Genomic DNA, 14,361 nt, shown 5'->3' with positions numbered 1-14,361 from the left:
CAGCACTCTTGCCTGACTCATTCTCTTTCAGAGCCTTAATAATTTGTGTTTCTGTAAACTTACTTCTTTTCATAATAATTCAAATTTAGTTAATTTTAGATTTGTATTATTTTTTGGTAAGGCTACAACCTCATATTAGTCAGAAAAATGAACCTTAAATGAAGTTTGAAAATATACATAAAAGAGTTAAAAATGTCCCTTTCATTTCGAAGACCAACGCAAAGTCACTTTATGAATTTATTATAACAAATAAGCCAACTAATATTCTTGAGCTTGGTATCGCTCATGGCACTGCAAGCTGTTATATTGCTGCTGCACTTGATGAAATCGGGAATGGAAAACTAACTTGTGTGGATTTAATTGAAGTTAAAGATGCATTTATTCCAACCATTGAAGACCAGCTATTAGATTTAAGCAAATATGTAGAGGTACATAGAATGCAGTCTGGATACAATTGGTTTTTACACAATGAAATTAAATCATGTTCAAATAATGAAGAAAATATATGTAAAACAAAATATGATTTAATCATTATTGATGGTCCGAAAAATTGGACTATTGACAGTAGTTCTTTTTTCTTATGCGATAAATTATTAAATGAAAATGGGTGGATCATATGGGACGATTATTCCTGGACATATGCAGATGCTAATCTTAGAAGAGATATAACGGATGGAATCTCACATAGAAGTCTGTCTAAAGAAGAACAATCAATTCCACATATAAAAGAAATATTTCATCTCCTTGTTATTCAACATCAAAACTACAGCAATTTCATTATTCAAGATGATTCAGATTGGGTCTGGGCAAACAAAGTAAAACTAAACAGTATTAAAAAGATAAAATATGTACACTCGGAAACAATTCATCATTTTCTTATTCGGATAATTAAAAAAATAATTTTGAAAATCCGGAAAAACTTTTGAATCATTATTGATTATACAAATTGGAATTTGGCATAAAGTTTCACTAAAATGTTAAGCGAATCCAATGTTAAAAACTGTAGAAAATGGACTAAAATATATTAAGTATGAGAATTAAGAAACTTCGGGCATAATGTCATGCATATCATAAAGATCAATATTGAATTAATTAAGTATTGACTGATACCGATTAATTTCTTCTGAACCTAGTAATTTTTTCCATTTAAAAAGTTGACTTTTGGGATTCATTTTTTTATTATCAATGCTAGAAGCACTGGAATTAGAAATCTCGTTCAAATACTTTGGACTGAATGCTATACCCCATTTTTCAAACAATACTTTAAGTTCTCTTTCTGGATTAGTTACTGAATTTTCATAGAAGATAACTTGAAAGGATTTCTCAACCTCCACCATATTTCTTGTTTCCTGATTTGAAAGACACCAAAATGCAAGCAGTTGTTCCGCTACGGTTTCTAATGCAGTCAAAAAATCACAGTGCGTTTTATAAATATCATTGAATGGCTGGTCAGGAATTTCAAACTTTTTAAATGGGTATGACCAGTTTGGGTGCAACTTAAGAGAACTTATCATCGCAAATGGATTCCGTATCAAATAGATAGGTTTGTATTTAACGGGAAAGTTTGCTAATAACCATTTCGCCAACATTTTGCCGCGAACAAGCTTAAAAATTAGAAATTCAATATCTGCTTTATATCCAACTTTCTGATTTAATAGAGATTTAGGAATACATGTACCATTGAGTAGTATAAAAAAATATTCATAAGGTAAGTTCCAATTTGCATGCTCGGGAATTACTTGGTGCCGGCCAAATTCTTATTCATTCAGAAAGGGCGTTTTCTTTAAGTTAAGTGGATCATCGATTATTGCTGAACCAGGATTGTCATTCAACAATCCTGCCTGCCAAGTACTACCGCTTCTAGGATCCGCAAAGATCAGAATCGTGTTCTTTCTAAAAAAAACTGGATCATTAACTCTAGCATTAAAGAGAAAGCTCTATTTTAGATATGATTTGAGCACTTTCAAGATTGTTTAAATATATTTCCATATCCATTTTTCTTTTGTGCCGAGACCTAACCTTATCCATTTTCCTTTCTAATTATTTGACTAAAATAAGAGATGTTCCCTATCACTTTCTCCGAATTCATTGCATAGACTAATAAAAAATAAATCAATGGTATCCCTATGATTAATAAAATTGTTCCAATGGCATTTTGTAGTACAAGGAAATTTGACACAGTAAAAATCATTAAAAAACAGATGCCGCACGCGAAAATTGAAATTGCTATATTCTTTAAAAGGTTTATCATTGTTGTTTCTGCCGCATTAGCAGTAAAGTACTGGCTTGGTAGAAATGTTAATATGCTGGCTGTCACATAATAAATTGCAATCCCGTATGCAGTATTGGTAAGATAATATCCTAAGACTAGAGACAAAACTAAAGTCACATTCAAAATTAATCCGAAGTAAAGAAACAATTTAGTTTTTCTTCGACCTTGAAAAATAAGATTATCAATAGGACCAATAGCTTGAAAAATAGATAATAAACAGAATAGCTTTAAATACGGAATCATCATGACCCATTGAATCCCAAAAACCTTCGGAATAAGATAGTCAGCAGTAAAAAATATGATAAGCGATAATGGAGTATTCAGATTAAACACAACCCAAACTATTTTCTTATAAATATCTAAAGCTTCCAAGTTAGATTTTTGACGTGATACCACTGGCATCGCAAGTTTAACGGCTATATTCGTAATGATGGCATGTGGCATTGTTAACAACGCATAAGATTTCGAATACACTCCTAAATCTGTAGATCCATACTTCTTCCCGATCAAAATATCATCTAGATTCCTGCCGAAAAAATTTACAATGGCATTCAAAGTAATGTGCGATCCAAAGGTAAAGTAGTAAGTAAGATCTGAAAGCTTGAATCTAAAACTTGGCTTCCACTGTACGAAGAAAACACTCAATATAAAAGTGAAAAGGATTAAACAAAAATCCCTGATCACCAATGCTAGTAAATCGAATTGGAAATATGCTAATCCAATTGCTATCAAACTCGAAGAAACAACTGAAATCACTTCTATCGATGCAACTTTTTTGAAATCTTCCTTCTTATATAGAATACCCGTAAAAATTTGGGTAATGGCAAAAAATACAGAGCTAAATGCGTAATATTTTATGATCCACTTCAATTCTGGTTGACCGTAAAAATCAACTATATATGATGCACTTAGAACAAATATTATATTAATGATCACACTGAAAATCAACTTACTCCACACGAGTGAATTTACTTCATTATCATTGATTGACTCTTTACTAATAATGCTATTAACTGTTCCGAACGAATGGAATAAGTTTTGAAAGGCAAGCAGTGGTGCAAGCATCGCGATCAAACCAAAATTAGCTGGAGCAATTAGGTTAATTAAGATAATACTTACAATGAAGGTGAATATCCTAAGTCCGATTTGGGCGATTATGGAATATTTATACTTATTCATACTTTGCGGCAGTGAAATTAGCATATTCCTGCTCTATAAGCCTTGCGTTCTGCTTAACGTTATAATCCTTTTCTATATGAGCTCGTGAAGATTTACACATTTCTACATATTCACTATTATCCATCTCGAGAAACTTATTGATAGATTCAATGATGCCATTTACATCTTTTTCTGGTGTAAGAAAACCTGTATTTCCATGTTGAACATAAGAGGGAATATCACAATGTAATGTACTTACAATAGGCATCCCACTCGCTTGCGCATCTAATAAAATCGTTGGTGCACCTCCTTCACAGTCCATGTCTTTAGCGTAACAGCTTGGATGTATAAATACATGATTATTTCTTAGCTCTTTCTGTATCTCCTGGTATGGTATTATGCCCTTAATCGTGAAAAACGAATTGATATTATATTCTTGAATTAAGTCTAAAACTTTCGTTCCATACTCACTTGAATGATTCCCAATAAGTGTTATGTGTATTTTATCTTTCCAAATATCCTGCATTTGGTTTACCGCTTCTACAATGAAAACTTGTCCTTTCTTTTCTAAAAAATTGGCAATCTGGATAAATTTTAATGGTCTACTAATCTTGCGTTTCTGAAATACGATATTCTCTGTATCTACGCCTAGTCGAAGCACTTTTATTTTCGATCGGTTCAAACCAAGAATTGATAACAAATCAACACCGTTAGTTCCTTCTACAAATACAGAACTTACTTTTTCAAAAAGCATTTTGTATTCCTCCTTTAACTTTGGATGATCATAAATTGCTTTTTCATAATCATACCCATAGAAAGAAACTACAAATGGAATGTTTATTGAATTATTCCATATCCTTTCAAATTTTACTGCCGTGGTGCCGAAATGAAAATGTATTAAATCAGGTCTATTTACGGTTATCCAATTTTGAATTTCCTGAAAGTCTGCCTTTAACTTTGAAAATCTTCTTTTGTTATTGATTCGCCTGAAAATATTAGTAGCGGGATTATTCAAAAGTTCACTGATTTCGCTTGACCTTTTTCTAGGTATAAACTCAAATGCTTCGTTTTTAAATTGATCATTGTAATAGAAGGCGCCAATTACAACATCAGTATTTTCCATTTCGCATAAAAGGTTATAAGCCCAAATTTCTGAGAACGGTAAATATTCATTAAAAAGATGAAGTACTTTCATTTTCTAATGTTTTCCTTCACAACAACAGCTGGATTCCCAATAGCTAACGAATGATCTGAAATTTTAGAATTCACAACTGAATTTGCCCCAACTACACAATGGTTTCCTATTTTGGCTCCTGGACTAATAACAACATTGGAATATAATGTAACATTGTCGCCTATGAAAATAGATTTAAAATCATGTGCCTGACTGTTCTCGATGCTTGTCTTACTTGCTGATATTATTACTCCTGGACCACAATCAAAGTCATTTCCTATTTTCACTTCAGCTCCAGCAGCATATATCACAACATTTGGAGAAATTACAGCATTATTTCCTATCTCAAGTTTTCCTTTATTATTACACCACTGCATACCACCAAGGTGTACCACTGAATTTCTTTGAAAGATACAAGACTTGCCTAGAACCAAATTATCAAGTGGTCCTTTGAACTGAACATTTTCCTCAATTACTAAATCCGGATATTTATTAATTAAATATTTTCTTGCTTTGTAAGAAGAATCAAATTGTCCCTTTATGTATTTCAAGAAATCTCGCATCTATAAAAATAAAATTTAACTTCTAAAATACATTCAATTTGGTTTATGACTGTAATTGTATCTTTGTACTTTAGAACAAAAGTAGATTAGTAGGCATAATTAAAAGTCGATATCATGTGTAGACTTACCTTCCTTACTACATTTTATAATTTAAAAAACATTCTAATTTTTTCGTAGCTTTTTAAGGCAAGGCCATAAATTAACTTTTGATTTTCTGCCCTTAAAAAATATAGCTTTTCTGGGTTAAAACCACTTTTAAACTTTTCAACACCTTTATGGCCACCACTAGGATTGAAATCATAAATATTAAATCCCTTTTCTTGTGCGTCCTTCATTACAATTGAGTGCATTAAATATGTAGATCCAAATTTTAATTTATCTCTCATAAACGCTCCGTGCCAGTGATGAACTTTGTTTTTGTAATAAAAGAAAACTCCACCTCCAACAATTTTATTATCATGCTTCACAATCCAAAGCTTTCTCATCTTTACTGGCAAGTTGTATATTAACTCAAATAATTTATAATTATAATCATTAGACGATTTATCCCCTCGTTCTAGTTTCACTTTCGTGTAAATTTCAAAATACAACTTCCACTCTGAGAGGTCCTCTGTAGAAATTACATTCATATCGTCCTTCTCTGCTTTTATTATAAATCGCCTGTGATTTCCTTTGAAATGATCAGTCGTTAAATTTTCCAAATACAAAATCTGGGTGAAATCATTGGAATTATTATCGGAAAAATTTTCTGAAAAAAAAGGATTTCCCGAAATATTAAAGTTCTTCTTTTTATCAATACTTGACAATACTGATTCTTCTTCTAAGTCCTGATTTTTATCTATCAAGATGGTTCCGTAAGTTCCAAGTAAACTTGTATTGTATTCTCTGAATCCAAACTTTCTTTTCCTTTCAAAAACTGGAATTAGGATAAATTCACCATTTATATTTAGATTAAAAAATTTTAGTTGAATATTATAATACTTTTCTTGTAATTGATACCACTGTATAGTGTTGTAAAAGCAATACCTAGAATCATTTTCTACAATCCTTTGCCACTCCTTAAAATATTCCTCCGGGTCAAGAATTTTCATTTAATTTAAATTGATCAATAATTCGATCTTGGTTAATCTGTTTTAATGTATTATACAAAGGTAATCTTAATACACACTCACTAATATAGGTAGTATAATTATCCTTACCATTGAAAATAGAACTTCTCTTTCCTTCATGACTTTTATGCAGTGGCAAGTAGTGAAAATATGCAGAGATATTTACATTGTTAAGTTTTTCTACTAGTAGATTCCGATCGTTTAATGACTTACAGATTATATAAAAGATATGTCCGTTTCCAGTTTCTATAGCAGTCTTTTCATGTTTTATCCCTTCTTTATATGTCTTCCAAATTTCGAGTCTTTTACGTGTCACACTATCAATTTCCAGCAACTGACCATATAGAAACGCAGCCGTTAATTCGCTCATCAAGTAACTTGATCCGATATCAACCCAAGTATATTTATCGACCTTGCCCTGAATAAAGTTCTGTCTATTTGTACCTTTTTCTCTAATGATCTCTGCGCGCTCTGTGTAAGAATGGTCATTGATCAGTAAAGCTCCTCCTTCTCCACATTGAATATTCTTTGTTGCATGAAAACTTAGTGTTCCCAAATGACCTATTGTTCCTAAATGCCTTCCGTTATAAAAAGAACCAATACAATGTGCGGCATCTTCTATCACTTTAAGCTGATAACGATCCGCAAGCTGCATGATGTAATCCATTTCGCATGGGACTCCACCATAATGCATTACTAGAATTGCTTTAGTTTTCGGTGTTATCGCTGCTTCTATAAGTTTCTCGTCAATATTTAGAGTATCAGGTCTAATATCAACGAAGATTATTTTCGCTCCTCTTAGAACAAATGCATTGGCAGCAGAAACAAAATTGAAAGAAGACATGATGATTTCATCCCCATGCTGAATATCGAGCAATAATGCGCTCATTTCTAATGCATGAGTACAAGAGCTTGTTAAGAGAACTTTTGATGCTTTAGTATATCCTTCTAGTTTCTTTTCACAAGACCTCGTATAATAACCTTGACCTGAAAACTCTTTACGAGCTATAGCATCCTTGATATATCTTTCCTCTGTTCCAATAACTAAAGGTTCGTTAAATGGAATATTGTTCTCCATTATTTACCTTAGAATTACGAGCTTTCCAATATTGTTTTTAAAGTACTGATTAAGTTCTCCTATTTCATATTGCTCTAAAGCTTCATTATTATGTTTTGCAACAACTCGATAGAGGTAGACCCCGTTAGCTAACTTGTTCCCATAAGTATCCGTTCCGTCATACTTATAACTCGTTCTGTTCACACCTATCTTCAAAGGACCTAATTCTTCTTTAAAAATCTCTTTAACCGTTTTTCCCGAAACGGTCATAATCTGAATCTTAATGTCATCTGGTACTTCTCTTCCTGTTAAAGTAAAGATGAACTCCGTAGACGAACTAAATGGATTTGGGTAGTTTAAAACTTTCGAGACCATTTGCTCATTAATGACCTCAAACGATCGCTTGTAATTGAGATCACCAGAAAAATTATTATTCATGTCTCTAGCATTAACCTCTATTTCGTAAATTCCATCTATTTTCAAGTCTGGTCTAAGCTCAAGCTTGGCCTCGTTATTCTCTCCATTGGTTGCAGGTGTAAAATCCAGCCTTGGGTCTCCTGCCAAAATTTCTTCTTCATTTCCATTAGGATCTGTCAATGATATACTAAAAATAGCTGGATCATTTAGTAGCAAAAATTTGTTTTCATCTTTTAAGTCAATCTGAATAATCGGAGTAGGAGAAACAATATCACCATCTATTATTTTATTGCCATCAAAATTTACATCTAAAATGGGGTTGATTTCATCTGTAATGACTACAAATTCTCTCAAACCAAAATTATTAAAATAATGCTTTTCAGCAATTTCTTGGTCTTTATTTACATTTATCGAAACCTGATATTTTCCTATTAGATCCTTGGTGTTATATGTAAAGTTCAATGCAGTTGATGCACCAGCACCTAAAGGAACAATCTGTTCATCGAATAAAATACTTTCATTTCTTTCATTGGTAATTTCAATATTGAAACTCATCGTATCAACTCCATATTCACTGATATTCTCTACTTCCAACTGAATCACTAAATCTTCTCCTCGTTGCAAGGTATCTCTATTGAAAACAAAATTCTCTCCTGTCTTCAAGTTAACATCTGGAAATCCTTCAAAAAAGACACGCCAAAAATTAATTTTCGCTGGTGTCAATTTAACATCATCTTTAAATAAAGCATTAATTTTTAGATTTGGATATTCAGCAGCATCTATTCCTGTAAGACTTACCTCACTTTCGAATTTTGTCTCAATTAATAGTTTTTCTTCTCCACTAACATCTATCCCAAAAATCTTAATATCAACAGAATCCATCTCGCTATCAAAGTTTTTACTCCAGACAAATTTGTCCCAAGACTTCGCTGGGCCGATTACAGTACTTGTTAATTGTCCTGCTCGTCTACTTAAAGTAATGAAGGCCGTTGAAACTATTGAGGATGAGATATCCTCTCCTATTTCTTCGCTTAATGCTTTTTTACCTTTTTGGTATATAAAGGTATATGGAACAGTTCCAGCATCTTTCAAATCTCTGGCTAAAACTGCACCTTGCTTTTCTAGTACTTTATAAATGTTAGTTCCAAGTGAAAGTGAATCTGCTTCCCACTCTTCTGGTTTGATATCTGCATTGATATTTTTAATAACAGAAAAGAAAAACACGAAATTACCATCTGGAATTTCATTTTCTAAAAAGTTAATTACTTTTTCCCTTTCTTCTGTTGTACTTGTCCGATAAGCAAAGCACCTAAAAGAACCGAAGTTACTCGTTTTTATACTTCCGAAATCTCCTCCACTGTTTGTCCATGCTGCTCCAGTAATGGTATCGGAAACAACAATCGCTACTCCTTCACTTAAAAAATTCCATGGTCTTACCGAAGCTGCAAAATCACTAAAGTCATATTGATATCCTGTAGTATTAAAGTCGTAAATGCTATTAAAGATTTTAATAAAAAACCCTGTAGTATCAAATTCAAGCTCTCTTCCTACAAGTTTCATATTCTCAAACTCATTACCATTATACTGCTGATAATGACTCTGATTCCACCCGTTCGAACTATTCGGTAAGTATACAAACGAACTATTCACCCATCGATATCCCACATCCTCATTCAAAGAATCGGGGCTTACCCTCCAATAGTAAACCTCACTTTGCTTAAAATCAGCTTCGGGACTCCATTCTATCAATCCACCTTTTGAAGAAATCTCTTCTCTCATCTTCCATCCACTATCAAAGTTTAATGTTGTATCTAATTCTATTACATAAGTAGATGCTTCGCTTGCAATTGCATTATAAGTGGACGCTAAGAGTTTTACTTCTTGTTCTGCATATATTCCAAAATCACAAGGTGAAACCGGCTCTGCCGAATTGTTAATCGAATAAAATTCGAAACCTTCATCCCCTTTTGCGTTCCTTAATATATTATTCTCTTCAGCTCCTGGATTAGGCAACTCGTTTACCCTATTTAAAACATCAACCTCTCCCTTAATGATGTTTTTACCGACATTCACATTGTCGCCATTCTGAAATGTAGTAGTAATGAGGGTGTCATATTTAGGTGCAAGAATGTCTAAGATGATTTCATCTCCAGGCTCTCCGTTACTCTTGATATGATTAAGCTTAATCTGAATCGAATCTGATGTCACTTGCCCTAAATTAGCAACCTTAAATGATAAATCAAATTGATCAGAATTACTCTCCACTACATTAGGATCCGTTTTAAATGATGCATAATCAAACACATAATCCGATCCCGGTGCTGCATGTAATTTAATCGCAGGATCACCATGCAAAGTCATCTGCTCTGTTAAGATTTTCGTATGAATTCCATTATTGTCCGCAAACTCATCTAACGTACTAGCGAATATATCTCCTAAACTTTTTCCAAATAATTGATCTCCCAACTTTGAATAAAACTCGTTTCCAAAATTTCCCTGCGGTGCAACATATGCCGTACTCGACGAAGCTATAAAACCTATTGCTCCTCTGTTAGGAACAACAACATATTGCTCACTTATTCCAAATGAACCGGTATGAACATTCCCAGAATAACATCCCAATGAAACAACTAACGGATACTTCCCATAATTATTTAGCTTATTTACATCATCTATGTTAAAGTCAAATGTTCCGACTGATGAGTGACCGAAAAAAGTCAATACAGAAAGGCCTAAATCAACATTATGCAAAATAGCATCTGCATCTGCCTCTTGTATTGTTTCCGTTGAACTTTTCGTAAAGGTTGTCACATTCGCACCAAATTTATTATTAGTAATGGTATTTGCCATATTGTTAAGGTAAGAACCTATAGACTCTTGCAGCTCCGTTTTTGCACCAACTAAATGAAGAATTCTTTTTTTCCATAATCGATCTTCTATGGTCAATGGTTGGTTCTCAAAATCCTCATGTAATTTAACCTTATCGAAATAAGCTTCTAAGTCATTAACTGATCTAGCTGCTAATCGACCACTTGAAATCAAGTGTTTCACGCTCAATGCACCAGATGAAGAAAGGATATTATCACTCCCTGGGTACCCAAATGTAGGAACGGTATATTCTGCATTTAATGGATCTTCGATCTGCGCCTTTGTACGATATAGCGCGTATTCTCTTCCTTTTCCAATGATAAACACATTCTTAGGGGCACTCCAATTCTTCTTCACATAATTAATGAAATTCTTTACAGAATAACTATGTCTATGAACTCCATATGAGAATTGTTCATATAAATCTTCTACATTAACTACTACAGAATTAAATGATCCTCCCGCTGCCGAATTTCTATAATCAGCATATTCTTGGACCATATTCGAACCACCCATTAGTTTCGGATGCGAAATAACAATATAATCATGATCCATCTCTCCGAAATTGATGAAATTCATCTTCTCAATTTCCATTACAGACTTAATTACATCCTCTGTGTTATACACAATAAGATTTCTACCTTCATCAGCTCCAGGAATAATAAATTTTAATTTCCCATCTTCCACTTCAGGTATAATTCTCATTCCCGTCGCTGGGTCGTAAATGACCGCTGAAGAAACACCATTGAAGTTTTCAATCTCCACAGATTTATCAAAAAATCCTCCTTCCGCATAAAATTCGAAATATTTCTCATTGTCAAAATTATACTCCCTAGGATAATTAAGATCTACTACCGCAATTACATTTCGATCAAACTGATCAATAGTTCCTTCTAATCGTATCTTATTTGTACTCTTTAATTCATCTGTTGTAAAATCAACGTGCTCCTGACGCAACACATATGATGATGGGTTCCATGTCGCTTTCTTTTCTCCATTAATAGAAAAATTAATTACATGAGCGGTTCCGTTTGTTGCATACCTGATATCTACCGATGGGTTACCTCCTTCCTCAGAAATTCTACTAGCTTTTATTGAAATTTCATTAACCTGAGCTAAATTACCACCGAAACCTTCTCCAACGTCAAAGTGAGAATATCTTACATTATCACCTCCTTGTCGAGTTGGCTTATGGATTCTGTTACTTTGTACTACCCGTTCTTTGTGCATGTAAAATTTCTCAATCGGAAGGTTATTATCACTTAGGTCAGTAACAACCTCATTGACTCTTACATTATTACTACTGGTATTCCAAGAAAGAAAGTAAGCAGACGTATCCGTAAATAAACTGTATTCCGGATTTAGTTGCATGGTTTCTGCATTCTCATAAAAGATTGCATCTAACTCCCCTCTATTTTTTCGTCCGTAGAACTCAATGAAATCTCCTGATTGCAATTCAGACTTATTACTCACGTAGAAAGGATAAGCATCCCCATTGTGATACATTTGCAAATTCTCTCCCTTTAACTCACCTACTGGAACTCCTGATGAAGTTAACTCATCAAACGAAATTCTGTATATGCCATCTTCAGCTACAGGAATTTTATAGTACTCTTGGTTATAATCTATCCATTCATCCCCATATAGTGTATCTCCAGACAGCGATAAGAACTGACCGAAAACCAGAGTTGATGAAAATATTAAACACAGTACAAGTAAACTTTTATTCATTATTGAATATCTTTTATAAAAAAACACAAGGCACACTTTGTGAATTCTTAAATATTACCACAAAAATACATCATTTAGACATTAAAATCTGTCGCATACCACACTCTTTTTTGCACCTTTAACCATTAATAACGAAATAAGACTTATTTAATTTCTAAATACACATTAGTTTTCGCTATTTTTTGTCAAATTCATCGTTAAATTTCATGCTCGATTGACAACAGTCTTAATATTCTTTATCTGCGTCTTTATAGTACAATTATCGTACTGGATTTTCTATTTTATGTACTTTTCACAGAACACACTACATATTAGTAATGAATTTAATATCAAGACGCCCGTTTCTATTATTATCTGTGTAAAAAATGAAGCTGATAATATTCTTTTAAATTTTGACTCTTGGGTAGGTCAATGCACTACTTCTGGTGACAAACTTATCCTTGTAGATGACTTTTCAACAGATAAAACGTTCGAAATTCTCTTGCAGAAAACACAACCATATGATTTCTGCAAATGCATCAAATCTTCGAAAGATCGTCCTGGTAAGAAGCAAGCCTTGAGTGATGGAATTCACGCTGCAACTAATGATTATATTGTAGTTACTGATGCTGATTGTTCACTGCCCATTAATTGGAAAAGTAAATTAATAGCCCATGTAGAACCGAAGACTGATTTCGTTCTAGGGTATGCACCATTTTATAAAAAGCCTGGCTTTCTCAATTTATTTCAACGCTTCGAATGCACCATGACTGCTCTGCAATACACCTCGTATGCAAATGCCGGAAATCCATATATGGGTGTTGGTAGAAATATGCTTTTTAGAAAATCCATTTTTGATCCTACAATTTTTGAAGATCAGATAGCCTCTGGGGATGATGATATTCTTGTTTCGTCCTTCGCTGTTAGGGAAAACACAAAGGTCTGTCTAGACACTGAGAGCTTCGTGTATTCAGAGTCGCCTTCCACACTAAAAGAATATTGGAAGCAAAAATTAAGGCACATTTCGAGTTCCCAAAAGTATAGACCTAAGACTATCTTTTTACTGTCCTTATTCTCAACTTCACATATTCTCTTTCCTTTTTTATTTATCGCCTTGCTTTTTTCAATGTTTTGGAAAATTGCATTGATCCTCTTTGCAATTAGGCTTCTTCTCATTTCAATAGTCTTAAAAAAAACAGAGAAAATCTTAAAAGAAGAAGGTCTTTTTAATTTCAGCCCTATATTAGACATCACCTTGTCAATCTATTATTTACTTTTATCTTTTACTTATCCATTTAAGAATAAAAAATCGTGGAATTAATCAATAAATACTTTCCTAAATTAACAGAGGTGCAACAAAAGCAATTTGCTGCGCTACCAGAATTATATAGAGAGTGGAATGCTAAAATAAACGTGATCAGTAGAAAGGATATGGAAAATATCGTGCTGCATCATATCCTTCATTCCTTAGCTATTGCAAAATTTATCCGTTTCAGAAAAGGTACGAACTGCCTAGATCTCGGAACGGGTGGAGGACTGCCTGGAATCCCACTTGCCATCATGTTTCCTGGAACTGACTTCACTTTAGTAGATGGAACTGCAAAAAAGATCACTGTGGCGAATGCGATCATTGAAGATATAGGATTAGAGAATTGCTTTGCCTATGCAAGGAGGGCTGAGGAAATGAAAGCAAAGTATGATTTTGTGCTCGCGAGAGCTGTCACAAGATTAGATAAGTTAATGACATTCGTTAGACCTCTAATTAGTTCTGAAATGAGGAATGCAACCCCTAATGGTCTGATCACATTAAAAGGTGGCGATTTATCTGAAGAATTAAAAGAAGTTAAAGGTTTCAAAGAAGAGATCGCAATTAGCAAGTATTTCGAAGAGGAGTATTATATTAATAAGTATATTGTGTACGTTCCAATGTATAATTAATGGATTTCCTGGATTTTAAGCTTTTTAGTTTTTCCAATTATGTCTTTGAGTTACATCAACTCATTTCGATCATTCTTATTTCTATTTTCGGTATA

At 33.4% G+C, this 14,361-nt stretch carries 10 protein-coding genes; 3 read left to right on the top strand and 7 right to left on the bottom strand.

What is annotated here, in order from left to right; translation table 11 throughout:
* Positions 1 to 158 precede the first annotated feature (158 nt).
* A complete protein-coding gene (locus L2586_RS11105) occupies positions 159 to 926 on the top strand; it encodes a class I SAM-dependent methyltransferase (protein WP_235292965.1) in 768 nt (255 codons plus the stop codon).
* Between the two features lie 162 nt (positions 927 to 1,088).
* Here L2586_RS11105 and L2586_RS11100 read toward each other — a convergent pair whose 3' ends face one another.
* The 7 genes from L2586_RS11100 to porU2 all read right to left on the bottom strand — a co-directional run bounded on the left by L2586_RS11100 (position 1,089) and on the right by porU2 (position 12,349).
* The gene (locus tag L2586_RS11100) at positions 1,089 to 1,589 is read right to left on the bottom strand and encodes a sulfotransferase domain-containing protein (RefSeq protein ID WP_262914139.1); all 501 of its coding nucleotides are present in this window, start codon (positions 1,587 to 1,589) and stop codon (positions 1,089 to 1,091) included.
* 431 nt (positions 1,590 to 2,020) lie between these two features.
* Entirely contained in the window at positions 2,021 to 3,451 is a 1,431-nt protein-coding gene (locus L2586_RS11095) for a lipopolysaccharide biosynthesis protein (RefSeq protein ID WP_235292963.1), read from the bottom strand.
* Complete coding sequence (locus tag L2586_RS11090) at positions 3,444 to 4,625, bottom strand: glycosyltransferase (RefSeq protein ID WP_235292962.1); 1,182 nt, start codon at positions 4,623 to 4,625, stop codon at positions 3,444 to 3,446. The genes L2586_RS11095 and L2586_RS11090 overlap by 8 nt, the downstream gene beginning before the upstream one ends.
* Positions 4,622 to 5,155 carry an acyltransferase gene (locus tag L2586_RS11085; protein ID WP_235292961.1) on the bottom strand — a complete coding sequence of 178 codons (534 nt, stop codon included), beginning with the start codon at positions 5,153 to 5,155 and terminating at the stop codon, positions 4,622 to 4,624. Before L2586_RS11085 ends, L2586_RS11090 begins: the two co-directional genes overlap by 4 nt.
* A 155-nt stretch (positions 5,156 to 5,310) precedes the next feature.
* On the bottom strand, positions 5,311 to 6,258 hold the full coding sequence (locus tag L2586_RS11080; RefSeq protein ID WP_235292960.1) for a GNAT family N-acetyltransferase: 948 nt from the start codon (positions 6,256 to 6,258) through the stop codon (positions 5,311 to 5,313).
* Positions 6,245 to 7,354, bottom strand: coding sequence for a dTDP-4-amino-4,6-dideoxygalactose transaminase (rffA, locus tag L2586_RS11075; protein WP_235292959.1), 1,110 nt, complete (start codon positions 7,352 to 7,354; stop codon positions 6,245 to 6,247). Before rffA ends, L2586_RS11080 begins: the two co-directional genes overlap by 14 nt.
* 3 nt (positions 7,355 to 7,357) lie before the next feature.
* Positions 7,358 to 12,349, bottom strand: coding sequence for a putative type IX secretion system sortase PorU2 (porU2, locus tag L2586_RS11070; RefSeq protein ID WP_235292958.1), 4,992 nt, complete (start codon positions 12,347 to 12,349; stop codon positions 7,358 to 7,360).
* Positions 12,350 to 12,632: 283 nt separating this feature from the next.
* Between porU2 and L2586_RS11065 the strand changes: the two genes are divergently transcribed.
* Positions 12,633 to 13,649 carry a glycosyltransferase gene (locus tag L2586_RS11065; protein WP_235292957.1) on the top strand — a complete coding sequence of 339 codons (1,017 nt, stop codon included), beginning with the start codon at positions 12,633 to 12,635 and terminating at the stop codon, positions 13,647 to 13,649.
* On the top strand, positions 13,637 to 14,266 hold the full coding sequence (rsmG, locus tag L2586_RS11060; RefSeq protein WP_348535579.1) for a 16S rRNA (guanine(527)-N(7))-methyltransferase RsmG: 630 nt from the start codon (positions 13,637 to 13,639) through the stop codon (positions 14,264 to 14,266). The genes L2586_RS11065 and rsmG overlap by 13 nt, the downstream gene beginning before the upstream one ends.
* Positions 14,267 to 14,361 lie beyond the last annotated feature (95 nt).

Source organism: Portibacter lacus, from assembly GCF_021533215.1.
Lineage (GTDB): Bacteria > Bacteroidota > Bacteroidia > Chitinophagales > Saprospiraceae > Portibacter > Portibacter lacus.
Note: the sequence above shows the minus strand (reverse complement) of the source record. Positions and strands in the feature narration are given on the sequence as shown.

What these genes read in the sequence shown, in the direction of transcription:
- L2586_RS11065 (WP_235292957.1), top strand. Translation starts at nt 12,633, where the DNA reads ATGTACTTTTCACAGAACACACTACATATTAGTAATGAATTTAATATC.
- porU2 (WP_235292958.1), bottom strand. Translation starts at nt 12,349, where the DNA reads ATGAATAAAAGTTTACTTGTACTGTGTTTAATATTTTCATCAACTCTG.
- L2586_RS11105 (WP_235292965.1), top strand. Translation starts at nt 159, where the DNA reads ATGAAGTTTGAAAATATACATAAAAGAGTTAAAAATGTCCCTTTCATT.
- rffA (WP_235292959.1), bottom strand. Translation starts at nt 7,354, where the DNA reads ATGGAGAACAATATTCCATTTAACGAACCTTTAGTTATTGGAACAGAG.
- L2586_RS11080 (WP_235292960.1), bottom strand. Translation starts at nt 6,258, where the DNA reads ATGAAAATTCTTGACCCGGAGGAATATTTTAAGGAGTGGCAAAGGATT.
- L2586_RS11090 (WP_235292962.1), bottom strand. Translation starts at nt 4,625, where the DNA reads ATGAAAGTACTTCATCTTTTTAATGAATATTTACCGTTCTCAGAAATT.
- L2586_RS11100 (WP_262914139.1), bottom strand. Translation starts at nt 1,589, where the DNA reads ATGTTGGCGAAATGGTTATTAGCAAACTTTCCCGTTAAATACAAACCT.
- L2586_RS11095 (WP_235292963.1), bottom strand. Translation starts at nt 3,451, where the DNA reads ATGAATAAGTATAAATATTCCATAATCGCCCAAATCGGACTTAGGATA.